Consider the following 22,611-nt stretch of genomic DNA (forward strand, 5'->3'; position numbering starts at 1 on the left):
CGCTCAGCGGCGCAGGGGCCAGGCCGCGTGCGGGTGGTCGGAGTCCTCACCGGCGTGGCGGGCGCCGGAGTCGGTGAGGACCTCCAGCAGGCTCAGCGGGTCCGGCAGCGGATGCTCGGGCCCGCGCACCCAGCGCACCCCCTGGTCGTCGCCGGGGAGCCGGGCGGGCGGTACGAGGACGTAGGAGCCGCGGCAGTGCCAGCGCAGGCCCGGGTGCTCGTCCATGGTCTCCGGGTGGCAGTCCAGCTCGCAGGGCCACCACTCGTCCTCGTCCTCGGGGGTGCCGCGGGTGAGGGTGAAGAAGAGCAGGCGGCCGTCGTCGCGCTCGGCGACCGGGCCGACCTCGACGCCGGCTTCGAGGAGCCGGTCGAGGGCCTCGCGGCCGGCCTCCAGGGGGACGTCCAGGACGTCGTGGACCATGCCGGTGGCGGTGATGAAGTTGGCCTGCGGCTGGTTTCGGGCCCAGCGCTCGATCTGGCCGCGGTCGGTGGTGGACTGCGTCTGCCAGGCGAAGGACACGGGGTGCTGGGCGGGGGTGGGACAGCCCACCCGGTCACAGGAGCAGCGGTAGCCGGGCGCGGGGTGGGCGGCGGGTGCCAGCGGCAGTCCCGCCGAGGCGGCGGCGAGCAGCAGGGCCTCGCGGCCGCCGTCGTCGGCGGCGGCCTGCTCGGGGCGGCGGCCACGCAGCCACCGGGAGAGTTTGCCCTGTAGACCTCGGTCGCCGTTCTCCGCGCTCATCTATCCCCTCGCCTCGCTGTCGTGCAAAACAGCATGCCCCATCGTCGCATCTTCGTGAGCCCCGGGGGGCCGGAGCCGACAACAGGGGTACCTGGGACGAGCCCGGGATCGGGCACGATTGCATGCTTTGGCACGATTTAACGAGCCCATGGTGTCGCCGGGGTCACGCGGAGCGCGTGCGGGGCGCTCGGCCGGGCGCTCAGCGGGGTGCGAGGCCGTAGAGGGCGTAGTCGACGAGGGTGTCCGTGTACTCGTGGGAGATGGGCCCGGTGTACTGGAGCCAGCGCTGCGCGAGCGGGGAGACGAACAGTTCCAGGGCGATGCGCGGGTCGACGTCCGGGCGGACCTGCCCGGCCTCCTGGGCGGTGCGCAGGCGTGCGACGTAGAGCTGGAGCGAGGGTTCGAGGAGCTTGGTCACGAACTCGCGCCCGAGCTGTTCGTCGACGACGCCCTCGGCGGCGAGCGCCCGCGAGGGCACCTCGAAGCGCGGGTCCTTCAGCTCGTCGACGGTCGCGCGCAGCACGAGCTTGAGGTCGGCGGCGAGGTCCCCGGTGTCGGGGATGCCGTACTGCTCCTGCCCGGCGTCCCGGCCGGCCTGCTCGCCGAGGTCGAGGAAGGCCTCCATGAGGACCTCGGCCTTCGAGGACCACCAGCGGTAGATCGTCTGCTTGCCGACACCGGCCCGGGAGGCGATCCCCTCGATGGTGGTCCTGGGGTACCCGACCTCGCCGACGAGGGCGAGGGCGGCGTCATAGATGGCGCGGCGGGACTTCTCGCTGCGGCGGGTGGAGTCGGGGGCGAGGTTCTTGGCCATGTGCCGAATTTATCAGGTTGACAAGACGGAGCGTCTCGCCGGACAGTGGAGAGGTCGGGAAGCGAGACGATACGTCTCGCCTCACCGTTTGGTCGGTCCGCTCACGGGCGGGCCGAGGAAGGAGCCGGTGATGGCACGAGGTGGAGCCGGGAACATGCTGGGCGTGGGCGGTACCCGCAGGAACATGGGCCGGGACGCCCTGCGCGGCGGCGGCCGGGACAGCCGTGTGGGCGGTGCCCAGGACCCCGCGGCCCAGAAGCGGGAACTGCTGCGCAGGCTTCAGGAGAAGCGCGGGGAGGCGGGTACGGCGGAGGAGTGACGCCCCTTCTCCGAGGGGCTACTCCTCCGTGGCCGGGGGCCAGCTGTCGCCCCAGTCCGCGTCGCGGGCCGCCTTGTACAGGTCGCCGTGGCGCTTGGTCACCGTCGTCCTGGCCAGGGCGGGCTCCGTCTCGCAGAGGTCCAGCAGGACCTGGCCCTTGCGGATCTGGGGCCTGCGGACGACCCGGGCGGGGGCCGGGGCGACGGGGAAGCGGGCGGCCGCGACGTACGCGAACTTCTCGTCCTCGTAGGCGAGGGAGCCGCCCTTGACCTGGCGGTGCAGGGAGGAACGGCTGACCCGGGCGGCGAAGTGGCACCAGTCGGTGCCGGGGACGATCGGGCAGCCTGCGCTGTGCGGGCAGGGGGCGGCGATCTCGAAACCGGCCGCGATCAGCCGCTCGCGGGCCGCGATGACCCTGCTGTAGCCGTCCGGGGTGCCGGGTTCGACGATGACGACGGCCCGGGCGGCGGCGGCCACGGTGTCGACGAGGGTGGCGCGGTCGGGTTCCGCCAGCTCGTTGAGGACGTAGGAGACGGTGACGAGATCGGCGCTCTCGAGGGAGAGCGCTGCTCCGATGCGAGCGCGCTGCCAGTGGACGTCGCCGAGGTCCGGATTGCCGGCGGCGATCTCGCGGCCGAGGGCGAGGGCGGGTTCGGCCCAGTCGAGCACGGTGACCGGACGGGGGCCGGGCCAGGTGGCGCTGACCGCCCAGGTCGCGGCGCCGGTGCCGCCGCCGACGTCGGTCTGGCTCGCCGGCACCCACTCGGGGGCGGCGTCGGCGAACGCCTCCAGCGCGGCGCGCACGGCCTCGAAGGTGGCGGGCATGCGGTAGGCGGCGTAGGCGGCGACGTCGGCGCGGTCCCGGAGGATGGGGGCGTCGGTCGGGGTGGCGCCCCGGTAGTTGGCGATCAGCCGGTCCACCGCGGCGGCGGCCTGTCGGGGCGGGAGTCCGTCCAGGAGGCCGTCGAGGGCGGCACGCAGGGTTTCGGCCGAGGTTACGCGCTCATACACCCGGCAATCCTAGGCTCTTCGGGCCACGCCCCCTCACCCAGCTCCCCCACCCCTGCGGGGCTGACTCCCGACTGCGCCCGAGCGGCGCTCGGTCGCGCAGCTCCCCGCGCCCCCAAAACTCGGCTGCCGCCGAGTGGGGGCTGATCGCGCAGTTCCCCGCGCCCCTCAAGGGCGGCTGCCGCCGAGTGGGGGCTGGTCGCGCAGTTCCCCGCGCCCCCAAAAAGTCGGCTGCGGCGCCGCGGGGGTTGGTCGCGCAGTTCCCCGCGCCCCTCAAGGGCGGCTGCCGCCGAGTGGGGGCTGATCGCGCAGTTCCTCGCGCCCCCAAAAGGCGGGTGCGGCACCGCGGGGGTTCATCGCGCAGTTCCCCGCGCCCCTCAAGGGCGGCTGCCGCCGAGTGGGGGCTGATCGCGCAGTTCCTCGCGCCCCTGAGGGGGCTTGTCGCGCGGTTCCTTGTGATGCTGGAGGGGCTCGTGCTTGGGGCACGTGTGCCGGGGTGGGTCGCCGCCCCCGGAGGGGGTGGCAGGGGCGCGGGGAACTGCGCGACCAGCCCTCGCGGCGCCGCACCCGCCCACCCTCCAGGGGCGCGGGGAACTGCGCGACCAACCCCCACCGCGCCGCACCCGCCCACCTCTCAGGGGCGCGGGGAACTGCGCGACCAACCCCCACCCCGCCGCACCCACCCACCCTCCAGGGGCGCGGGGAACTGCGCGACCAACCCCGCTCGGGGGGGTCAGCGGGCTTGGACTGCTCTGGATACTCGGGTGGCGGCCGCCGCGCGCGGGGCGTTGTTCGGGGGGCGGCGGCGCGGGTGGACCGTATTGGCCAACAGGATGAGGAAAGTGTCCGTGGCCCGGTCCAGAACCAGCATCGTCCCCGTGAACCCCGTGTGCCCCGCCGCCCCCCGCCCCGCCAGCTCCCCCATGAACCACTCCTGGTCCATGGCGAACCCCAGCCCCGGCGGGGTCAGCAGCAGCTCCACGAAGTCCGGGCCGAGGATGCGCGCGGGACCGTAGGAGCCCCCCGCGAGGAGCGTGCGGCAGAACACCGCGAGGTCGCGGGCGGTGGAGAACAGGCCCGCGTGCCCGGCCACCCCGCCCAGCGCGAAGGCGTTCTCGTCGTGGACCACACCCCGCAACAGCCCCCGCTCCATCTTCGCCCAGGGCCGCCGTTGGTCCTCCGTGGCCGCCGCGCCGGGGCACGGGCCGAAGTGGGTGGCCGTCATGCCCAGCGGGCGGGTGATGCCGTCGCGGATCAGGACGTCGAGACCGCGGCCCGTGATGCGTTCCAGGACGTGCTGGAGCAGCAGCGGGTTGAGGTCGGAGTAGCAGTAGGTGCCGGGCACGCCCACCGGGACCTCGGCCCGCAGCCGGTTCAGCCGCCCGGTGTCGTCGTCGTAGTCGTACAGCGGGAGTTCGGGGCGCAGTCCCGAGGTGTGCGTCAGCAGTTGCCGTACCGTCACCCGGTGCCGGGCCGCCGCGCGGAAGTCCGGCAGGTACGCCCCGACCTCGGCGTCGATGCCGAGGGTGCCCCGCTCGATCTGCTGGACGGCGGCGACGGCGGTGAAGAGTTTGGTGACCGAGGCCAGGTCGAAGGGGGTCTCGACGGTCATCGGGACCCGTGCGGCGGGCGGCAGTTCCACGCCGGTGTCCGACTCCGGGTCGTAGGCGGCGTACCGGACGGCCCAGCCCGCCGCCTCCGCCACGGCCACGCAGGGGCCGCGCCCGGCCAGCACCACCGCGCCCGCGGCCCAGGGCCGTTCGCCCGTGGTCAGGGCACGGACCTCGCGGACCAGGCGGCCGAGTTCCCCGGGGTCGAGTCCGGCCCGCTCCGGGGTGCCGTCGCGCAGTCTGGGTGCGCTCAGCTCTCCGCTCCTTCCACACCGGCTCGTCCCCTGCGGCGACGGCACATTCCGATGAAGCAGGCCACCGCGACGAGCGCGGCCGCCAGTTGGACGACGGCCATCGGGACGGCGGTGTCCTCCCCGGCGACGCCCGTCAGCGGGGACACCACCGCGGCGATCAGGAAGGAGGAGGTACCCAGCAGCGCCGACGCCGAACCGGCCGAGTGCCGGGTCCGCAGCAGGGCGAGGGTCTGGGTGTTGGGGAGGGTGACGCCCATCGCCGACATGAGCACGAAGAGCGCGGTGGCGACCGGCACCAGGCCCACCTCGCCGAACACGCCCGTCGTCATCAGCAGCAGCACTCCCGCGGCCAGCACCACCACGCCGAGGCCGACCGCCAGCACCGCCTCCAGGCTCACCCGGCCGACCAGGACCTTGCCGTTGAGCTGGCCCACCGCCACCAAGCCGACGGAGTTGAGGCCGAAGAGCAGGCTGAAGGTCTGCGGACCGGCACCGTAGACCTCCTGGACGACGAACGGTGAGGCGGAGACGTAGGCGAAGAGCGCGGCGAAGGCGAAGCCGCCGGTCAGCAGGTAGCCGGAGAAGGCGCGGTCCGCGAGCAGTCCGCGCATGGAGCGCAGCGCCTCGCCCACGCCGCCCTCGTGGCGGTCGGCCGGGGCGAGGGTCTCGGGGAGCCGCACCCACACCAGCGCGGTCAGCAGCAGGCCGATCCCGGTGAGGACGACGAACACGCCCCGCCAGTCCGTGACCCGCAGGATCTGGCCGCCGATCAGCGGGGCCACGATCGGCGCGACGCCGGATATCAGCATGAGGGTGGAGAAGAAGCGGGCCATCGCCACGCCGTCGTGGAGGTCGCGGACGACGGCGCGGGCGATCACGATGCCGGCGGCGCCCGCGAGTCCCTGCGCCACCCGGAAGGCGACCAGGGACTCGACGGTGGGGGCCAGCGCGCACAGGGCGGTGGCCAGGACGTAGACGACGAGACCGATGAGGAGCGGGCGCCGGCGGCCCCAGCGGTCGCTCATCGGGCCGACGACGAGCTGCCCGAACGCCATGCCGGCCAGGCAGGCGGTGAGGGTGAGCTGGACGGTGGCGGCGGGGGCGTTCAGGGCCTCGGTGACCTGCGGGAGGGCGGGGAGGTACATGTCCATCGCCAGCGGCGGTGTGGCGGTCAGGCCGCCGAGCAGCAGGGTGACGAGCAGTCCGGTCCGGCGCCGTGCGGCGAGGACGGCGGGCGCTGTCGCCGGCGGTGCCGTGCCCGGTTCGGCCGGCTGGGTCTCGTTCGGCAGGGGTGCCCCGGACGGCCCGCTGTCGGGCATGTGCCCTCCCTCTTCTCGCGGTAGGGCACCTATGCTCTCAGCTCGAACACAGTGCCGAGGTCACTAGAGCAAGGGCGGGGTTCGGGGATGACGGAGCAGAAGGTGCGCTGGGGAATCCTGGCGACCGGAGGGATCGCGGCCACCTTCACGGCCGATCTGGTGGATCTGCCGGACGCCGAGGTCGTGGCGGTCGCCTCCCGTTCGCAGGCGTCGGCGGACGCGTTCGCGGAGCGCTTCGGCATCGGGCGGGCGTACGGCGACTGGGCGTCGCTCGCGGCGGACGGGGACATCGATGTCGTGTACGTCGCCACCCCGCACTCGGCGCACCGGGAGGCGGCCGGGCTCTGTCTGGAGGCCGGGCGGAACGTGCTGTGCGAGAAGGCGTTCACGCTGAACGCGCGCGAGGCGCGGGAGTTGGTCGACCTCGCCAGGGAGCGCGGGAGCTTCCTGATGGAGGCGATGTGGACGTACTGCAATCCGCTGGTGCGCCGGATCAAGGCCCTCGTCGACGACGGGGCGATCGGTGAGGTGCGCACGGTGCAGGCGGACTTCGGGCTCGCCGGGCCCTTCCCGGCCACGCACCGGTTGCGCGACCCGCAGCAGGGCGGGGGCGCGCTGCTCGACCTCGGCGTGTACCCGGTGTCGTTCGCGCAGCTGCTGCTCGGTGAGCCCTCCGACATCACCGCGAGAGCGGTGCTCTCCGAGGAGGGCGTCGATCTCCAGACGGGTGCACTGCTCTCCTGGGAGAGCGGCGCTCTCGCTTCGGTGCACTGCTCCATCGTCGGCGGTACGGCGAACTCGGCGTCGATCACCGGCTCGCACGGCCGGATCGACATCCCGTTCGGCTTCTTCTTCCCGGACCACTTCGTCCTGCACCGGGACGGCCGGGACCCCGAGACCGTCACCGCCGACCCGGCCGACGGCCCCCGCAACACCATGCGCCACGAGGCGGTGGAGGTGATGCGCGCGCTGCGGGCCGGCGAGACGGAGTCCCCGCTGGTCCCGCTGGACGGCACCCTCGCCGTGATGCGGACGCTCGACACGATCCGGGACCGCGTCGGCGTCCGCTACCCCTCCGAGGCCGCGACGGCGGCCGGGGTCACACCGGCTTGAGCCCCGGGTCGTCGGCCTCGGTGACGAAGGACGCGTACGTGGTGAGCGCGGCGCCCGGCGTCGTCACGTACGGCACGGTCCTGTAGTCGATCCGGGCCCGCTCCCGGTCCAGGGCCACCGTCGTGTAGCCGCGCTGCCCGTTGTAGAACCTCAGGTGCGGGTTGGCGGCGAGGTAGGTGGCCCAGTTCGACGGCTTCTCGGAGCCGTTGCCGCCGCTGCTGACCGAGGTCGTGACGATCTCGGTCCCCAGCGTCCTGGACTCCGGGTCGTCGAAGTCCCGCTTGATGTCGAAGCCGTAGGCCACGTGCACATCGCCGGTGAGCACCATCAGGTTGCGGATCCCGGCCGCCTCGGCGCCCGCCAGCACCCGCTCGCGGGAGGCCGGGTAGCCGTCCCAGGAGTCCATGGAGACCCGGGAGGGCAGGGTGGTGGAGTTGTACCGGCGGGAGAAGGTGACCTGCTGCGGCACGACGTTCCACACCGCGTCCGACCGGTGCCAGCCGTCGATCAGCCAGCGCTCCTGGGCGTCCCCGGTGAGCGTGCGGCTCGGGTCCTCTGACTCGGGTCCGGGGAACTGCCAGCCGTCGCCGTAGGCCTGGTTGGAGCGGTACTGGCGGGTGTCCAGGACGTCGAACTGGGCGAGCCGGCCCCAGTGCAGGCGCCGGTAGAGCCGGAGGTCGGGCCCGTCGGGCAACTGCGGGCGGCGCAGCGGCATGTTCTCCCAGTAGGCGCGGTAGGCGGCGGCCCGGCGGAGCAGGAACTCCTCCGGCGGGACGGTGTTCTCGGGGGTGTCGCCCGCGTAGTTGTTCTCGGTCTCGTGGTCGTCCCAGGTGACGACGAAGGGGTGCGCGGCGTGCGCCGCCCTCAGATCGGGGTCGGTCTTGTAGAGGGCGTACCGCAGCCGGTAGTCCTCCAGGGTCGTCGTCTCGCGGTTGAACAGGTCCGGGAGGGTGCCGGCGGGGTAGGCGCGGGCGCCGCCGACGGAGGTGACGGGGTACTCGTAGAGGTAGTCGCCGAGGTGGAGGACGACGTCCACGTCGTCCTCGGCCAGGTGCCGGTACGCGGTCCAGTGGCCCTGGTCGTAGCGCTGGCAGGAGGCGAGCGCGAAGGTGAGGGCGCCGCCGCGGGCGTGCTCGTGGGGCGCGGTGCGGGTGCGGCCGGCCGGGCTGGTCCAACGGCCCGCGCGGAAGCGGTAGTAGTACTCGCGCCCGGGGGCGAGGTGGCCTGCCTCGACGTGCACGGTGTGGTGGAACTCGGGGTGCGCGGTGGTCTCGCCGCGTCTGACGACCCGGCGGAAGCGCTCGTCCAGCGCCAGTTCCCAGCGGACGGCGATCCGTTCGGCGGGCAGTCCGCCGTCGGCCTGGAAGGGGACGGGTGCCAGGCGCGTCCACAGCAGGACCGAGCCGGGTTTCGGGTCGCCGGAGGCCACGCCGAGGGTGAAGGGGTCGGCGTCGATGCGGGCGGGGTCGAGTTCGGCGGCGGCAGCCGTTCCGGCGGCCGGGAGGTTCACCGCGAAGGCGAGCGCGGCCGCCGCGCCACCGACGGTGAGGAAGCGGCGCCGGTTGAAGTGGCGTACGGCGGAGCGGAGTTCGGGCGCGTGCTGGGACGGGCGTGCGTCGGGTGTCATCCGGTTCTCCCCAGGCGAGTCGATTGCCTCAGGCATTGGAGTGGCCGGGGACGACCCTCGATTGGCGCGTACACAACATTCACATGACGGGCGGATGAGTTCCGGATGGCGGACCCTCCCGTACGCTCCGGGCCCATGAACACCAAGCTGAGCGAGGGACGAAGGACCGCCGTGGTGACCGGGGCGGGCTCCGGCATCGGACGCGCGGTCGCCGTGGAACTGCTGCGCGCGGGCTGGTCGGTGGCGCTCGCCGGCCGCCGCGCCGAGACCCTGGAGGAGACGGCCGCGCTGGTGCCCGAGGGGGCCGGCCTCGCGGTCCGTACGGACGTCTCACGACCCGAGGACGTGGCCGCGCTGTTCGCGGCGGCGGTCGGCCGGTTCGGCCGGGTCGACCTGCTGTTCAACAACGCGGGCACGTTCGGCCCGGGCGGGGTCCCGGTGGAGGAACTGCCCTACGACGCCTGGCGGCATGTGGTGGACACCAACCTCAACGGCGCGTTCCTGTGCGCGCAGGCGGCGTTCCGGCAGATGAAGGAGCAGGACCCGCGAGGCGGCCGGATCATCAACAACGGCTCCGTCTCCGCCCACGCACCCCGCCCGCACTCCGTCGCCTACACGGCGACCAAGCACGCGCTGACGGGCCTGACCAAGTCGCTGTCGCTGGACGGGCGGCCCTACGGCATCGCGGTCGGGCAGATCGACATCGGCAACGCGGCCACCGACATGACGGCCCGGATGCAGACCGGCGCGCTCCAGGCCAACGGCGAGGTCGCGCCCGAGCCCGTGATGGACGTGGCCGATGTCGCGCGCACGGTCCGGCACATGGCGGAACTGCCGCTGGAGGCGAACGTGCAGTTCGCGACGGTGCTGGCGACGGCCATGCCGTACGTGGGCCGGGGCTGAGGCCCGCCCACGGCGCTCGGCCCTCGACACGGCCTTCCGCACATAAGCAGTTGACTTCGTAACCTGCACATACGGAATTTGACCGTCCGCTCCATTGCGGCCGGTCGGAGCCATATGCTCAAATCACCTACACAAGAGCTTCACAGTTGGAAGGATGGCCTTCCGCCGACCACACCGAGGGGGGAGACGGCAGCCGTTCACGGCGCGGGTTGGGGGTGGACCCCGCGTGGGACCGCGGGGTGCGCTCCGCGCCGTGAGCGGCTGCCGTACAGACCGGGCGGGCGGCGGACCTCGGCCGACGGGCCGGCGGGCACATTCTCAGCTCGCTCACATTCCTTCTCAGGTCGCACCTATCGCTTACTCACGGCCGCGCAACGTTTCGTCCCTAGCTTGAGGCCGCGCCCACAGCGGGCGCCCAGAACCTCGAGGAACGGGATGTTTGGCATCTATCTCAAGCGCGAGCTGAGCCGGCGCAAGAAGGCGGCTCTGGTCGTCGCCCTGGGTCTGGCGCTCGGTATCGCGCTCGTCATCACGGTCAGCTCCGTGTCGGCGGGCATGCAGAAGGCACAGGACAAGGTCCTTGAGTCGCTCTACGGCCTGGGCACCGACATGACCGTCACCAAGGCGAGGTCGGCGCCCACGGACAACGCCTCGGGCGGGCCCAGGTTCGAGTTCGACGCGGGGTCCGACGAGGACGCCGAGCAGAGTTCGGACCGGGTGATGACCCAGGGCGGCGAGGCGCTCAAGGCCTCGCTCGTGGAGAAGGTCGCCGGGCAGGACGGCGTCGCCGACGCGGTCGGCGCCCTCACCCTGAACGTCACCAAGGTCGACGGCTCCTTCACCCAGGGCCAGGCACAGTCCCAGGACCAGGGCCAGGCGCAGGGCGGCCCCGGCGGCGGCTCCACCGGGCAGCCCCGGGTCCAGGGCGGCGGCGCCTCCTTCGACGTCAACTCCTACTCCGTCGCCGGCGTGGACGTCGGCAACCAGGACCTCGGCCCGCTGGCCGGCTCCGAGATCACCTCCGGCGAGACCTTCACCACCGCGCAGAGCAACGCCAAGGTGGTGGTGCTCAGCAAGTCGTACGCCAAGGAGAACGAGTACGAGGTCGGCGAGAAGTTCAAGATCTCCGGCACCAAGTACACGGTCATCGGCATCGCCACCCCGGAGAGCAGCGAGTCGACCACCGACGTCTACCTGCCGCTGAAGCAGGCGCAGACGCTGGGCGACGCGAAGAACAAGGTCACCACGATCTACGTCAAGGCGACCGACTCCCAGCGGATCGACGCCGTGAAGTCGGCGATCCAGAAGAACATCTCGGGTACGACCGTGACGACCTCCGCCGACCTCGCGGAGACCGTGTCCGGCTCGCTGTCCACCGCCTCCGACCTCGCCACCAGCGTCGGCAAGTGGCTGTCGGTCGCGGTGCTCGCCGCCGCGTTCCTGGTCGCCGCGCTGCTGACCTCCTCCGCCGTGTCCCGCCGGGTGCGCGAGTTCGGCACCCTGAAGGCGCTCGGCTGGCCGAGCCGCCGGGTGACCCGGCAGGTGGTCGGCGAGTCGATGGTCAACGGCCTGATGGGCGGCGCCCTCGGTATCGCGCTCGGCCTCGGCGCCGCCTACACCGTCACCGCGATCAGCCCCAAGCTGACCGCGCAGCTCGGCTCCTCCGGCGGCGGGGGCGGCATGGGCGGCGGTCCCGGCGGGGGCGGCGGCATGGGCGGCGGCCCGGGTCAGCAGTCCGCCGCGAACACCATGGAGATCGCCCTGTCCGCGCCGGTCTCCGTCACCACCATCGCCCTCGCGGTCGGTCTCGCGGTGGCCGGCGGCCTGATCGCCGGCGCGATGGGCGGCTGGCGCGCCTCCCGGATGCGCCCGGCGGACGCCCTGCGCAGCGTCTCCTGACCCACCGACCGAGATTTCGGAGAAACCCCATGTACAAGCTCACCGGCGTCACCAAGCGCTACACGCGCGGCAAGGAGACGGTGGAGGCGCTGCGCGGTGTCGACCTGACGATCGCCGCCGGCGACCAGCTGGTCATCCAGGGCCCCACCGGCGGCGGCAAGTCGACGCTGCTGCAGATGATCGGCGGCCTGGACCGCCCCTCCGAGGGCAGCGTGGAACTCGACGGCGTCGACCTGGCGAAGGTCGGCGAGGCCCGGCTGACCCGGGTGCGGGCCGAGAAGATCGGCATCATCTTCCAGGCGTTCAACCTGATCCCCACGCTCACCGCGCAGGAGAACGTCGAGACGGCGCTCGTCCCGCTCGGCGTCAGGCCCGCCGAACGGCGCGAGCGGGCGGCCGAGGCACTGCGCTCGGTCGGCCTCGGCGAACGCCTCACGCATGTGCCCTCGGAGATGTCCGGCGGCCAGCAGCAGCGCGTCGCCATCGCCCGCGCGCTGGTCAAGCGCCCCAAGGTGCTGCTCGCCGACGAGCCCACCGGCAACCTCGACGAGGGCACCCGGGACGACATCATGGCCCTGCTGGAAGGGCTGTGGCGGGAGCACGGGCTGACGTTCGTCATGGTCACCCACGACTCCTCGATCGCCCGCCGGGCCCCGCGCCTGGCCACGATCAGGTCGGGGCGGATCACGCTGACGGAACAGCAGGTGGCGTACTGACGCCGACGTGCCGGACTCCCGTCCGCCGGGTGTCGCCCGGTGAACGGGAGTCCGTCCCTGTGGCAAAGGGGCTGCCTACGCCTGGCCGGTCTCGAACCGGCGGATCTTGCCGACGCTGTCGTCGACCTCGAAGCGCCAGCGGGTCCGCATCTCGCCCCAGGTGTCGTTGCGGTAGCGGGCGATGAGGGCGTGGCCGCCGTCCGACTCCCGGTCGACCTCCATATGACCGTTGGAGAAGAAGATCTCCCGGTCGATCCAGTCGTCCAGGTCACGGTCGGAACCGTCGTCCGCCATCGTCGCGTCGGGCGTGAGCAGCGCCACGAAGGCGTCACGGTCGTGCGCGTTGACGGCGGTCACGAAGTCCCGGACGACCGGGTCGCTGAGGTTCTTCGGTTGGATCGTCATGCCCGCCAGACTCACACCGCTCCCGGCGCCCCGCCACCCGAACGGCTGGCCCGGGCGGGCCCCGGCGGCGGGTGCGGTGCGACGGTGGAACGGCGGGAGGGGACCGTATCCACCCCCTGATCCACCGCCTGATCCACCGCCTGATCCACCGCCTGTTCCGGGAGACATCGTGAGCGCGTACGACCGACGTGATCTGGGCCTGCTCCTCCTCCGGCTGGGGACCGGCGGCGTACTGGCCGCGCACGGCACCCAGAAGCTGTTCGGCTGGTTCGGCGGAGGAGGCATCGAGGGCACCGGGCAGTTCATGGAGTCCGTCGGCTACCGGCCCGGCAAGTCGAACGCGACCCTGGCCGGGCTGGCCGAGGCGGGCGGCGGCACCCTGCTGGCGCTCGGGCTCGCCACCCCGGCGGCGGGCGCGGCGGCGGCCGGCGCGATGTCGGGCGCGACCGCCGTGCACACCCCGAACGGCTTCTTCAACGCGGGCGGCGGCTACGAGTACGCGGCGACCCTGGGCCTGGCCGCGCTGGGTCTGGCGGTCAGCGGCCCCGGCCGGCTCTCCCTCGACCACGCGCTCGGCCACGTCTTCGACCGGGGCTGGATGGTCCCGGCGGCCCTCGCGGCGACGGCGGCCGGCACGGCGGTGGTCGTCGGCATGCGCACCAAGCGGGTGCGCGAGGAGCGGGAGGGCAAGCAGGAAACGCTGTTCGAGGAGGAGTACTCGGGCTGAGCGTCGTCGCTGTCAGTGGGCGGTGAAAGGGTGCCCGCATGACCCGTACACCGGACCCGGCCACTCCCCCTGACTCCTCCCTCCCCGCCGTAGACCTGTGGACAGGTATCGACGACCTGTGGACGTGGCTGGAGTCCAACCGCCCGCCCGACAGCTCGGACACCCTCCTGATGCGGGTGCTGAAGCTGTCGGAGGAGGTCGGCGAGGTGGCGCAGGCGGTGATCGGGGCGACGGGCCGCAACCCCCGCAAGGGCACCACCCACACCTGGGACGACGTGCAGGCCGAACTCTGCGACGTGGCGATCACGGCCCTGGTGGCCCTGCGCACCCTGACCCCGCAACCCGGCGAGGTCTTCTCCCACCACCTGTCCCGGGTACGGCAACGGTCCCTGGGCGACCGGCTGCCGTAGCGGCTGCGCCTCTCCCGCGCAGGGCCGGTCGTCACTTGGCGAGGTCGCTCAACAGCAGGTCCAGGGCGGCCTCTTCGTGCAGGGCGACGCCCACCGTGCCCATGGTCGGGGCGAGTTCGGGGTCCCAGGCCGCCTCGACGGGTGTGCCGGCGAGCGGCAGCGGCGGCGTGCCCCGCAACTCGGCTCGGGTCGCGAGGTATTCGTAGTCCTCGGTGGTCATGCGCCAGGGTTCCGCCTCGTACCGCCCGATGATCCGGTTGGCGAGGGCGATGCCCGGCCAGTCGAAGTCACCGTGGTAGGCGAAGGCGCAGCCGGCTTCCGCCAGCGTGTCCAGGAGGGTGAGGACGACCGTCGCCGCACTGCCCGAGGTACAGATCAGGGGCGTGGTGCGGGAGGCGTCCGCCGCGGCCTCCAGGACGCGCGGGTTCTCGCAGATGCGGACGCGGGTTCCGGGCGCGAACGCCAGGTGCAGGGAACGCAGTTCGCGCAGCGTCAGGTGGGTCTCCAGCCGGTGCTCGGCGCGCCGGCGGAGGGCCTCCTCCTGCCAGGTGGTGCCCGTCGGCCGGAGGCCGAGGGTGAGCACGGTGCTGGAGACCTCGTCGGGGGTGACGGACGCCTGGCGCCACAGGGCCCGGCGGCCCGGTGCGTCACCGGGTGGGTCCACGCCACGGGCGAACGCGATGCCGCGCTGCACCAGCCGGGCCAGCAGGGTGCCGTCGTCCAGGCCGTGGGCCGAACCGGTCGTACGGGTGGCCAGCTCGCCTCGGCCCCAGGTGGCGGGGGTCGGGTCCGCCGTCGCGCCGGGGAAGAGGACGGCGAGGGTCGCGATGGCCTGGCAGACGGTGGTGAGCGCGGTGCCGTCGGCGTGCTGCCGGGCCAGGGTGCCGCCCCGCCGTATCTCCTCCAGCCAGTGCCGGGCCCACTCCTGGTCCGCCAGGGGGGTCGCCGCGAGCGCCGCTTCCGCCTGCGACCACAGGCGGTTCCGTTCGGCCTGCGCCGCGTCCCGGACCGCCCGGCGGTCGGTCAGCGGCGGGCCGAGTTCCGTCAGCGTCGCGGCCAGGCCCAGGCCGGCCGCGCTGGTGCGCAGGCGGGTGTCGAGGTCCGGCAGGCGGATCGTGGCGGTGCCACCGGTGACCGGGCGGGCCAGGAGCAGGGAGAGGGCTTCGCGCTCCTCCGCGTCCAGGCCCTGGAGGCGGAGCGAGCCGACGGGCAGGAGTCCGCCCCGTTCCAGGCGGGCACGGGCGGCCGCCCACAGACGCCTCAGACCGGGCCGGGCGAGGAAGGCGCGGGCCTCGGCGGACAGCGCGGGCGAGTTCGCGCCGCGTTGCGGGGCTTGGACCGGCGGCCGGTCCGCATCCGGGTTCGCATCGCGGTCCGTCTCGCGTTCCGCATCCCGGTCCGTCTGCGGATGCGCCGCCCGGGTGTCCGTCATACCGACACCAGCCGTCTCTGCCGTCCGTTCCATGTGTAGTGGAGGGTCGCCACGCCCCGCACATGGGGGTCGCGCAGGCACTCGTAGATGTGCAGGGACGGCACGTCGGGCCAGTTGCCGATCAGGCGTTCGCTGGTGAGGACGAAGTCGAGGTCCAGGTCGACCAGGATGCGGCCCAGGCGGGCGTGGGTGGGCTCGTCGACCTTGGCGAAGGCGTCGTCCAGCAGGATCAGCCGGGGCGCGTGCGGGGCGGTCTCGGCGAGGCTCGTGAAGTGGGCGGCCGCGGCGGCGAAGAGCACCAGGTAGGACAGCACCCGCTGTTCGCCCTGGCTGAGGCCGGTGCGGCCGGAGAGCTTGCGGCGGCTGCCGGGCGCGGCGTCGTTGACCACCCAGGGGGTGAACGCGAACCAGTCCCGGTAGTCGAGGGCGGTCCGCAGATGGGCCGCGTAGCTCGCCCCCGGATCGGCGCGGCGGGCGTCCTCGATACGGCGCTGGAGGACGTCCCGGAGCTGGTCGGACTGGTCCTGGGTGCGCAGGCCGGACGGGCTGCGCAGCAGGTCGACGGCCGCCTTGACGTCGGCCTGCACGCCGTCCGCGAGCTTCCAGTCGAGGGTGACGCCGAGTCCGTGCGAGGTCCGGACCGTGGACAGCGTGTCGTTCAGCGCGCCCACCAGGGCGCCCGCGGACAGGACCTGGGTGGAGAGGTGGTCGCCGAGTTCACCGGTGAGGAAGCGCTGGAAGACCTCCCGCTCGCGCTCCGTCAGCCGGGCGCGGGCCTCCCCCGCCTGGGCGGCGATGCGTTCGCCGACCACGGCGATGTCGTGCGGGCCGTGGTCGTCGACGAGACGGCAGGTCTTGATGCCGTCGTGTTCCTCCAGAGTGGCGTCGTAGCCTCCGGAGAGCTGGTCGCGCAGGTCGGTGTGCCGGTTGAGCAGCGCGGTGTCGGAGATGTCCCGCCGCTGGGCGTCCAGCCGTCCGCGTACGTCGTCGACGAGGCGGCGCAGGGTCTTGGCGCGGTCGGGGGCGGCGGCTCGGGATTCGGCGCCGCTCTCGCCGAAGGGCTCCTCGGGGGAACGCTCCTCGCCGGGAGGCTCCTCGCCGCCGCTTCCCGCGTGCGCCGCGTCGGCCCGGTCCTCGGCCTGCGACGTACCGAGGCCCGCGCCTCGGGCCACCCCCGGCAGGGACAGCGCCGTGGACAGCCGCCGGCCGCTCGCGACCGCCTCGGCCTCCCGTACGGCCAGCGCCTCCCGTCTGACCTTCTCGTCCTCCTCCGCGCGTACGCGCTCGTCGTGCTCGGCGCTGAGATCCCTTTCCGCGCCGGGGAGTTGACGTCCCACGGCGTCCAGTCGCCGTTTCGCCTCGTCCTCGCGGGCGAGGATCTCCTGTTCCGGCGCGTCCAGGGCCGCTTCGAGACCCCGGACGGTGCGGCGGGCGGCGTCGAGGCGGGCGAACGGCTCGGCGTAGTCGGACTCCGCCTCGCCGGTGGAGGTGAGGGCGCGCCCGTAGTCCTCGCGGCTGCGGCGATGGGCGTCCGTGGAGGCGGCGACCACGCCGAGCCGTCTGCGCAGTCGCCCGGCGCCGGTGCCGAGGCGGTCCAGACACAGCCGTACGGAGTCGAGTGCGGCGGGGGCGACGGGGAGGTCGTGGGCGCTCGCGGTGGCTTCGGCCTCGCGTCGGGCGGCGACGGCCCGCGCCCGCGCGCCCTCCGCCTCACGGGCGGCGGCGGCCGCCTTGGCGGCGAGCGCCTGCACCGTGTGCTCGGCCTCGGTGAGCCGGGCCCACGCATCGGTCAGGGGACGGCCCGAGGGCGGGCGCCGCAGGACGTCGGCCACCTGGGCACGGTGCTCGGCGATGACCCGCACATCGTGTTCCAGTCGCGCCATCTGCGCCTGTATGTCAGCGAGTTGACGGTCGAGTTCGGCGAGCGCGAGGCGACGGGTCTCGGCCCGTACTTCCGCCCCGACGTACTCGGCGGCCTGCTTGGTGTGCCGCCCTCGGGCGACGCCCAGCCGCCAGAAGCCGTCCGTACCGATGGCGGACTCGGCCAGGGCGCCCGTGGCACCCTCCGTGATCAGGGCCACCGTGTGGAGCACCTGTTCGACCTGCTCGGGGAGCACGCCGCTGCCCGGGGCCGGGACGGGCCGCAGCACCTCGGCAAGGGTGGGTCCGGCGGACCGCGTACCGGGGGTGAGGAGGGTGTCCCGGGTGGCGGGGTCGACGACGGTGCCGTCGGCGCACATCCAGGCGTCGAGCAGACCGCTCGCTTCGAGTGCGGCCTCCAGGTCCGCGCGGACCCGGGGTTCCAGGCCGTCGGCGAAGTCCACGAGCCGGTACAGGGGTGCCCCGGTGCCGGGGGTGCGGGGTGCCGAGCGGTGCGGTGGGGGTGTGGGTTCGGGGTCGGTGCGGGCCTCCTGGTCGGCGCGCTCCTGGCGCAGACGGTCCTGGCGGGCGGCCAGTTCCCGGATGTCCACGGTCCGCGCGATGCCCTGCTCGTCCAGCTTGTCCAGCCAGGGCTCGACGACCGCCCGGGCGGTGTCGGGCACCTCGTCGGGGACCTGCGCGGACAGCGGCCCCTCGGCCGGGTCGTGCGCGGTCTGCGCCCGTACCGCGTCGAGGGACAGGCCGGTGAGGCGCTGGAGTTGCCCGGTCCAGGCCCCCACGGCGTCCGCGTACGCCTCGCCCGCCTGTGCCGCCTCGTTCCGTCCGCCGCGCACCCGTTCACGGGCGTCGTCCGCCTGCTCCTCCAGCCGTTCCCGCGTGGAGTCGGCCTCGTGGGACTCGCGTTGGGCGCGCTGTGCGGCGTCGATGAGCGCGGCCAGTTCGGTCACCGCACGGGCGCGGTTTCTGATCACGGGCCCGGCGGCGTCCAGTTGGGCCTCCCAGGCGTGCAGGCCCGCCGCGCAGGACTCCGTGTCGACGGCCAGCACCTCACCGTGCCGCACCATGTGGAAGTCACCGTCGGGGGAGGTCAGTTCGGACGTGGCGGCACCGGCGAGAGGGACGCCCGAGACCGCGACGCACTCCCCCAGGTGTACGGGATCGAGCCCGGAGCGCTCCGCGTCGCGCACCAACTCACCATGTGTCGTGGCGAGTTCGACCAGTTCGGCGCCGAGCCGGTCGGCCTCCTCGGTGAGGCGCCGTCCCGCCTCCTCCTGGGCGCTGTGGGCCTGCCGCAGGGCCTTGAAGGCGGCAGCGGCGGCGCTGTGCAGGGCGGTCACGGTGGCCCGCTTCTCCGCCAGTTCCTGGAGGCTGCGGTAGGCCGCGCTGGCGTGCAGCGCGGCGAGGTCCGTCTCCGCGGCCTCCTCCTCGGCCTCCAAAGCGTCCAGGCGGGCGGCGAGTTCGCCCTCCCGCGTACGGAGCCGCTCCGCCTTCTTCGCCGCCTCACCCGCCAGCCGCCGGTGTTCCGCGAGCCGCTCCAGTTCCGCGTGCACCTCGTCGGCGCGGCGGCGCAGCGCCCCGTGCAGATAGCCCCGGTATCCGGTCAGGAAGGTCCGCAGCGCCTCGTCGGTCCGCTCCAGCCGGCGCAGGTCGGTCCGTACGGAGTCCAGGTCGTCGAGGTTGCGGGCGACCTTCTCCACCACGTCGTCGTCGAGCGCGGGCAGGGTCTCGGCGAGGACGGAGACCAGTCCGCCGGAGTCGATGCGGTCGCCGATCGTGGGGCGCCGCAGCCGGTGCAGCAGATGGAGCAGGTTGCGGTAGCGGGCCGGGTCGGTGAGGCCGAACAGGTGGCGGGCGACCCGGGCCCGGTGCTCCACCGCTCGGTCGGTGACGTTCTCCGGGCCGACGAGCGCCTTGAGCTGGTCCAGGGGCAGCGGCTGCCCGGCGGGGGCGAGGTGCAGGTCGACGCCGACCCGGAGCGGGGTGACGAAGAAGAACGGCTTGGCCGTCCTGGTCGACTGGGAGGCGCGGACGGCCGCGCCGAGGGTGAGGTGGTGGGCGTTGCCGTCGTCGTCGGTGCGGGCGAACTCCACCCACAGGTAGCCCAGTCGGTTGGTCTGCTCGAATCCGTCGAGCATCAGCCAGAGCAGGGTGGTGCGCCCGGTGCCCGTCGCGTCCAGCGCGCGGGCGTCCCCGTCGAGGAGGTACGGCAGCAGCATCTCCAGCGCCTTGGACTTGCCGGCGCCGTTCTTGCCGCGCAGCAGCAGACGGCCGTCACCGAAGGCGAACTCCTGCTGGTCGTACTGCCAGACGTTGCGGATACCGGCGCGGTGCAGACGGTAACGGTGCGGGGAGTGGGGGTGGTTCACCGGTGCGGCTCCTCAGGTCCCGGGGAGACATCGTCTGCTTGCCGTGGTGCGGGGCGGGGCGATACGGCCACGGTGGTGGCGAACCGGGCGGCGGCGGCGAGCAGCACCCAGCCGGTCGCGCCCGCCTGTCCGCGGGCGCCGGAGACGTCGGTGACGGACCGGTCGTCCAGTGCCGCCCCCTCGTACCCCTCGGGCAGGCCGTGGCCGTCGGCGCGCACCGGGCCGGCGGGGGCCATCAGCCGCATGCGGACCAGCAGGCCGAGGACGGCGGCGAGCAGCCCGTCCCGGTCGTCGAGGAGACCTCGCTGCCAGTTGGCGCGGCGGCCGTACTCCTCGACGAGTCCGTCGAGGAGCTCGGTCAGCAGCCCGTCCGGGACGGGAACCCCGATGACGAGCCTGCCGCCGACCGCCGGATGGCCGGGCCCCTCGGGGCGCAGCCTCTCGACGAGGCGCCCCACCAGCAGCAGGGCCGCCTGGGCGACGGTGCCGGTGCCGGGCAGGTGCAGGTCGGTGAGGTCGCCGTCCGGATCGACGAGGGCGATGCCCTCGGCACGGATCTCGGCCTCCAGGCCCAGCAGTTCGGAGAATGCCTGCGACTCGCGCCGCTGCCGGGTCCGCAGCCACTCCCGCTCGGCGTCGGTGAGATCGTCCAGATGGACCACGGGGGTCTCCACGAGGCGTCTGCGCACGTACGTACGCGGGCCGCCGAAACCGGGATCGGCGGCCCGGCGTACGAGGTCGCCGCCGTCGCGGCTCTGCGCGAGCGGTCCGGCGACGACCGCGCGGGCGATCTCGCGGTCCACGGTCAGCAGTGCCTCGCCGCCCCGCTCCTCGGCGACGGCCGAGACATGGCCCTCGGTCTCCTTCAGCACGCCCCAGTCGACGAGTTGGCGCAGCGCGGCGGCGAGCGTGCGCCGTTCCGCCTGCCGTCCGGTGTCGCCGATCTCGATGCCCGCGTCGACGGCGGCGGCCCGCAGGTCCGCGACGAGCTGGGAGAGCAGCAGCTGCTCGGGGGCGGTGACGAGGACCGACAGCGCCAGAGCGAGACAGCTGTACGTCCGCGGCGTGAACGGTGTGCCGGTGGACGGCCGTTCCAGACGGTGCCCGGAGCCGGGACCGAGACCGGCCTTGAACAGGCGGGCGTAGGAGGCCTCGACGAGGAGCCGGTAGCCGAACACCTGCTGGAACCGCTGGGCGAGCCAGTCGGCGTGGCGTCGGATCAGCGGAAAGGTGTCGCTGTGCGGGCCGTCGCAGGTGACGAGCGGGTGGGCGAGCAGCAGGCGTGCGGCGGCGCGGCGTTCGGCGGCGAGGGCGACGTCGTGGGTGGAGGGCAGGGCCATCAGGCGGTCGCCTCCTCGGGGGCGCCGGGAACGCCGTGGCTGTGACCATGGCTGTGACCGTGACCGTGACTGCCGGGTGCCGTGATGCTCCCGGCGATGCTCTCGACGGCGAGGGTGAGGTCGTCGGCGGTCAGGTCGCCGTCGACGGAACGCAGGAGGGTGTGCCGGCCGGGGGTCCGCCAGGCCGTGAGCCTGATGCCGAGATCGGCGTCGCCGGCCCGGGCCCCGTCCAGTTGGAGATCACCGGTCTCGGTTCCGCCGTGCAGGCGGGCGTTGCCGAGGGCGGCGGTCAGGAGTTCCAGCAGCAGGCGCATGGCGGCGGACCCCAGCCGTACCTGGTCGAACCGGCCTGAGGCGCTGCGCAGTTCGGCGGCCGCGGCCTCCCGGGCGGCGGCCTCCTCGCGGGCCCGCTCCATCAGGCGGTGCTTCTGTTCGCCGTGGTCCTCCACGGCCGCCGCCCGCCCGCGCGGGGCCCGGCTGCCCCGCTCGCGCAGGGCCACCGGCACGTCCACGACGGGCCCGGTCCACCAGCTGACATAGGCCGGCACGGACAGATCGGGGTCCGGCGCCACGCCCAGATGCCGTGCCCCGTACAGGCCGAAGGCGGCGACGGCGATGTCGTGGGCCTCCTCGGGCTCGGCGGCGTCGAACCAGGCGGCGAGCCGGAGGAGGTCCTTGCGGCGGGACATCTCCCCCGAGGCGGAGCGCAGCATGCGCTTGGCGTTGGCGAGCAGGGACTGCAGGGCCCGCAGGGTGGCGTCCCGAAGCTGGTCCACCTGGCTGCCGTGGCCGTAGCCGTACCCCCGCCCGTCCCCGTCGGCGAACCAGTCGCGCAGCCCTTCCCAGTCGGCGATCTCCCGCCCGCGGCTGCGCTGCACGCGGGTCTCGGGCAGGGCGCCGGAGAGCGCGCCGAGGCCCGAGGCGTGGGCGTCGACACGGCTGAGCAGCGCGGGCAGGTGCGGCCAGAGCGTGCGCAGGTGGTCGGCGATGCGCGGGGCGCGGAAGGACACGTCCTCGGTGATGGCCTCCACGTAGTCGAGGAGCAGCTCCTTGAACCCCTGGTACTCGGCGCCGTCGAGGTCGTACCGGGCGAGCACCTGTCCGAGGTAGGCGTAGAAGTCCCTTACGGATTCGGCGAATTCGGCGAACTGTGCGAAGAGGGTGCTGATCCTTTCCAGCGCCTGCTGCGGATCCGCGCCGCCCGGGGCGGCGGCCAGGGCGGCGATCTCCTTGAGCCCGCGGTCGACGAGGGCGAGCAGCTCGCTGCTGACCTCCCGCGCGGCGTCCGCCCCCTCCAGCACCTCGTCGGCGTCCCGCTGCACCCGCTCGCCCAGCTTGGACAGCTGGTAGCGGGACCGGGAGCGCTGGTACTCGGCGATGCTGGTGGCGGTCACGGTGTGCGTACTGCGCAGCAGGTTGCCCCAGCGCACGAGCTGTTCGAGCCGGGCGGTGAGGGTCTCCGCCCCGAGCGCGGCCGCCGGATGCCCGCGCTGCTCCAGCCTGGCGAGCAGGTCGGGCACGGCGAGGTCGGCGAGCAGGGTGCCGCAGAAGACCCGCATCACCGCGACGTACTCCAGGCGCTCGGGAGCACTGAGATAGGCGTACGCGCTGAGCCGCTGCCAGTCCGGCCCGCCGCCCTCCGCACCACGCGGCGCCGCCTGCGCTTCTTCGTACCGTTCGTCCCCCACCATGCCTTCGAGCGTACGGACCGGCACTGACAGTCCGGGCGG

General features: G+C 73.6%; 18 protein-coding genes. 7 read left to right on the top strand and 11 right to left on the bottom strand.

Annotated features, from left to right (window positions below; translation table 11 throughout):
- Positions 1 to 3: 3 nt before the first annotated feature.
- The gene (locus tag ABT296_RS32675; RefSeq protein ID WP_351932720.1) at positions 4 to 738 is read right to left on the bottom strand and encodes a bifunctional DNA primase/polymerase; all 735 of its coding nucleotides are present in this window, start codon (positions 736 to 738) and stop codon (positions 4 to 6) included.
- A gap of 199 nt (positions 739 to 937) precedes the next feature.
- Positions 938 to 1,552, bottom strand: a complete 615-nt coding sequence (locus ABT296_RS32680) for a TetR/AcrR family transcriptional regulator (RefSeq protein WP_351932722.1) — start codon at positions 1,550 to 1,552, stop codon at positions 938 to 940.
- A 130-nt stretch (positions 1,553 to 1,682) separates the two neighbouring features.
- Here ABT296_RS32680 and ABT296_RS32685 point away from each other — a divergent pair, with 130 nt between their 5' ends.
- A complete protein-coding gene (locus ABT296_RS32685) occupies positions 1,683 to 1,871 on the top strand; it encodes a DUF6243 family protein (RefSeq protein WP_351932724.1) in 189 nt (62 codons plus the stop codon).
- A gap of 18 nt (positions 1,872 to 1,889) precedes the next feature.
- On the opposite strand, the gene ABT296_RS32690 is transcribed toward ABT296_RS32685, so the two are convergent.
- The 3 genes from ABT296_RS32690 to ABT296_RS32700 all read right to left on the bottom strand — a co-directional run bounded on the left by ABT296_RS32690 (position 1,890) and on the right by ABT296_RS32700 (position 6,062).
- A complete protein-coding gene (locus tag ABT296_RS32690) occupies positions 1,890 to 2,882 on the bottom strand; it encodes a small ribosomal subunit Rsm22 family protein (RefSeq protein WP_351932726.1) in 993 nt (330 codons plus the stop codon).
- Between the two features lie 730 nt (positions 2,883 to 3,612).
- Positions 3,613 to 4,788, bottom strand: coding sequence for a serine hydrolase domain-containing protein (locus ABT296_RS32695; RefSeq protein WP_351932728.1), 1,176 nt, complete (start codon positions 4,786 to 4,788; stop codon positions 3,613 to 3,615).
- Complete coding sequence (locus tag ABT296_RS32700) at positions 4,740 to 6,062, bottom strand: multidrug effflux MFS transporter (protein ID WP_351932730.1); 1,323 nt, start codon at positions 6,060 to 6,062, stop codon at positions 4,740 to 4,742. Before ABT296_RS32700 ends, ABT296_RS32695 begins: the two co-directional genes overlap by 49 nt.
- Positions 6,063 to 6,149: 87 nt before the next feature.
- Here ABT296_RS32700 and ABT296_RS32705 point away from each other — a divergent pair, with 87 nt between their 5' ends.
- Positions 6,150 to 7,175, top strand: a complete 1,026-nt coding sequence (locus ABT296_RS32705; protein WP_351932732.1) for a Gfo/Idh/MocA family protein — start codon at positions 6,150 to 6,152, stop codon at positions 7,173 to 7,175.
- Here ABT296_RS32705 and ABT296_RS32710 read toward each other — a convergent pair.
- Positions 7,162 to 8,802 (bottom strand): alkaline phosphatase D family protein, encoded by a 1,641-nt coding sequence (locus ABT296_RS32710; RefSeq protein ID WP_351932734.1) that lies wholly within the window; start codon positions 8,800 to 8,802, stop codon positions 7,162 to 7,164. The genes ABT296_RS32705 and ABT296_RS32710 overlap by 14 nt on opposite strands.
- Before the next feature lie 135 nt (positions 8,803 to 8,937).
- Between ABT296_RS32710 and ABT296_RS32715 the strand changes: the two genes are divergently transcribed.
- From ABT296_RS32715 to ABT296_RS32725, 3 genes are all read left to right on the top strand, one after another.
- Positions 8,938 to 9,705: an SDR family oxidoreductase gene (locus ABT296_RS32715; RefSeq protein WP_351932736.1), complete on the top strand. Its 768-nt coding sequence runs from the start codon at positions 8,938 to 8,940 to the stop codon at positions 9,703 to 9,705.
- Positions 9,706 to 10,140: 435 nt separating this feature from the next.
- Positions 10,141 to 11,604: an ABC transporter permease gene (locus ABT296_RS32720; protein ID WP_351932738.1), complete on the top strand. Its 1,464-nt coding sequence runs from the start codon at positions 10,141 to 10,143 to the stop codon at positions 11,602 to 11,604.
- 29 nt (positions 11,605 to 11,633) lie between these two features.
- Positions 11,634 to 12,320 (top strand): ABC transporter ATP-binding protein, encoded by a 687-nt coding sequence (locus tag ABT296_RS32725; RefSeq protein ID WP_351932740.1) that lies wholly within the window; start codon positions 11,634 to 11,636, stop codon positions 12,318 to 12,320.
- A 75-nt stretch (positions 12,321 to 12,395) separates the two neighbouring features.
- On the opposite strand, the gene ABT296_RS32730 is transcribed toward ABT296_RS32725, so the two are convergent.
- Positions 12,396 to 12,725, bottom strand: coding sequence for a nuclear transport factor 2 family protein (locus ABT296_RS32730; RefSeq protein WP_351932741.1), 330 nt, complete (start codon positions 12,723 to 12,725; stop codon positions 12,396 to 12,398).
- A 169-nt stretch (positions 12,726 to 12,894) separates the two neighbouring features.
- Between ABT296_RS32730 and ABT296_RS32735 the strand changes: the two genes are divergently transcribed.
- Together ABT296_RS32735 and ABT296_RS32740 are read left to right on the top strand one after the other, a co-directional pair.
- Positions 12,895 to 13,452 carry a DoxX family protein gene (locus tag ABT296_RS32735; RefSeq protein ID WP_351932743.1) on the top strand — a complete coding sequence of 186 codons (558 nt, stop codon included), beginning with the start codon at positions 12,895 to 12,897 and terminating at the stop codon, positions 13,450 to 13,452.
- 38 nt (positions 13,453 to 13,490) lie between these two features.
- Positions 13,491 to 13,862 (top strand): MazG-like family protein, encoded by a 372-nt coding sequence (locus ABT296_RS32740; RefSeq protein WP_351932745.1) that lies wholly within the window; start codon positions 13,491 to 13,493, stop codon positions 13,860 to 13,862.
- 31 nt (positions 13,863 to 13,893) lie between these two features.
- On the opposite strand, the gene ABT296_RS32745 is transcribed toward ABT296_RS32740, so the two are convergent.
- From ABT296_RS32745 to ABT296_RS32760, 4 genes are read right to left on the bottom strand one after another with little or no spacing between them, the layout of a single operon-like run.
- On the bottom strand, positions 13,894 to 15,294 hold the full coding sequence (locus ABT296_RS32745) for a TIGR02679 family protein (RefSeq protein WP_351932747.1): 1,401 nt from the start codon (positions 15,292 to 15,294) through the stop codon (positions 13,894 to 13,896).
- The gene (locus ABT296_RS32750; RefSeq protein ID WP_351932749.1) at positions 15,291 to 19,541 is read right to left on the bottom strand and encodes a TIGR02680 family protein; all 4,251 of its coding nucleotides are present in this window, start codon (positions 19,539 to 19,541) and stop codon (positions 15,291 to 15,293) included. Before ABT296_RS32750 ends, ABT296_RS32745 begins: the two co-directional genes overlap by 4 nt.
- On the bottom strand, positions 19,538 to 20,881 hold the full coding sequence (locus ABT296_RS32755; protein WP_351932751.1) for a TIGR02678 family protein: 1,344 nt from the start codon (positions 20,879 to 20,881) through the stop codon (positions 19,538 to 19,540). Before ABT296_RS32755 ends, ABT296_RS32750 begins: the two co-directional genes overlap by 4 nt.
- Positions 20,881 to 22,572, bottom strand: a complete 1,692-nt coding sequence (locus ABT296_RS32760; protein ID WP_351932752.1) for a TIGR02677 family protein — start codon at positions 22,570 to 22,572, stop codon at positions 20,881 to 20,883. Before ABT296_RS32760 ends, ABT296_RS32755 begins: the two co-directional genes overlap by 1 nt.
- Positions 22,573 to 22,611 lie beyond the last annotated feature (39 nt).

Source organism: Streptomyces sp. NPDC000983, from assembly GCF_040299205.1.
Taxonomy (GTDB): domain Bacteria; phylum Actinomycetota; class Actinomycetes; order Streptomycetales; family Streptomycetaceae; genus Streptomyces.

What these genes read in the sequence shown, in the direction of transcription:
- ABT296_RS32675 (WP_351932720.1), bottom strand. Translation starts at nt 738, where the DNA reads ATGAGCGCGGAGAACGGCGACCGAGGTCTACAGGGCAAACTCTCCCGG.
- ABT296_RS32680 (WP_351932722.1), bottom strand. Translation starts at nt 1,552, where the DNA reads ATGGCCAAGAACCTCGCCCCCGACTCCACCCGCCGCAGCGAGAAGTCC.
- ABT296_RS32685 (WP_351932724.1), top strand. Translation starts at nt 1,683, where the DNA reads ATGGCACGAGGTGGAGCCGGGAACATGCTGGGCGTGGGCGGTACCCGC.
- ABT296_RS32700 (WP_351932730.1), bottom strand. Translation starts at nt 6,062, where the DNA reads ATGCCCGACAGCGGGCCGTCCGGGGCACCCCTGCCGAACGAGACCCAG.
- ABT296_RS32705 (WP_351932732.1), top strand. Translation starts at nt 6,150, where the DNA reads ATGACGGAGCAGAAGGTGCGCTGGGGAATCCTGGCGACCGGAGGGATC.
- ABT296_RS32710 (WP_351932734.1), bottom strand. Translation starts at nt 8,802, where the DNA reads ATGACACCCGACGCACGCCCGTCCCAGCACGCGCCCGAACTCCGCTCC.
- ABT296_RS32715 (WP_351932736.1), top strand. Translation starts at nt 8,938, where the DNA reads ATGAACACCAAGCTGAGCGAGGGACGAAGGACCGCCGTGGTGACCGGG.
- ABT296_RS32720 (WP_351932738.1), top strand. Translation starts at nt 10,141, where the DNA reads ATGTTTGGCATCTATCTCAAGCGCGAGCTGAGCCGGCGCAAGAAGGCG.
- ABT296_RS32725 (WP_351932740.1), top strand. Translation starts at nt 11,634, where the DNA reads ATGTACAAGCTCACCGGCGTCACCAAGCGCTACACGCGCGGCAAGGAG.
- ABT296_RS32730 (WP_351932741.1), bottom strand. Translation starts at nt 12,725, where the DNA reads ATGACGATCCAACCGAAGAACCTCAGCGACCCGGTCGTCCGGGACTTC.
- ABT296_RS32740 (WP_351932745.1), top strand. Translation starts at nt 13,491, where the DNA reads ATGACCCGTACACCGGACCCGGCCACTCCCCCTGACTCCTCCCTCCCC.
- ABT296_RS32745 (WP_351932747.1), bottom strand. Translation starts at nt 15,294, where the DNA reads ATGACGGACACCCGGGCGGCGCATCCGCAGACGGACCGGGATGCGGAA.
- ABT296_RS32755 (WP_351932751.1), bottom strand. Translation starts at nt 20,881, where the DNA reads ATGGCCCTGCCCTCCACCCACGACGTCGCCCTCGCCGCCGAACGCCGC.
- ABT296_RS32760 (WP_351932752.1), bottom strand. Translation starts at nt 22,572, where the DNA reads ATGGTGGGGGACGAACGGTACGAAGAAGCGCAGGCGGCGCCGCGTGGT.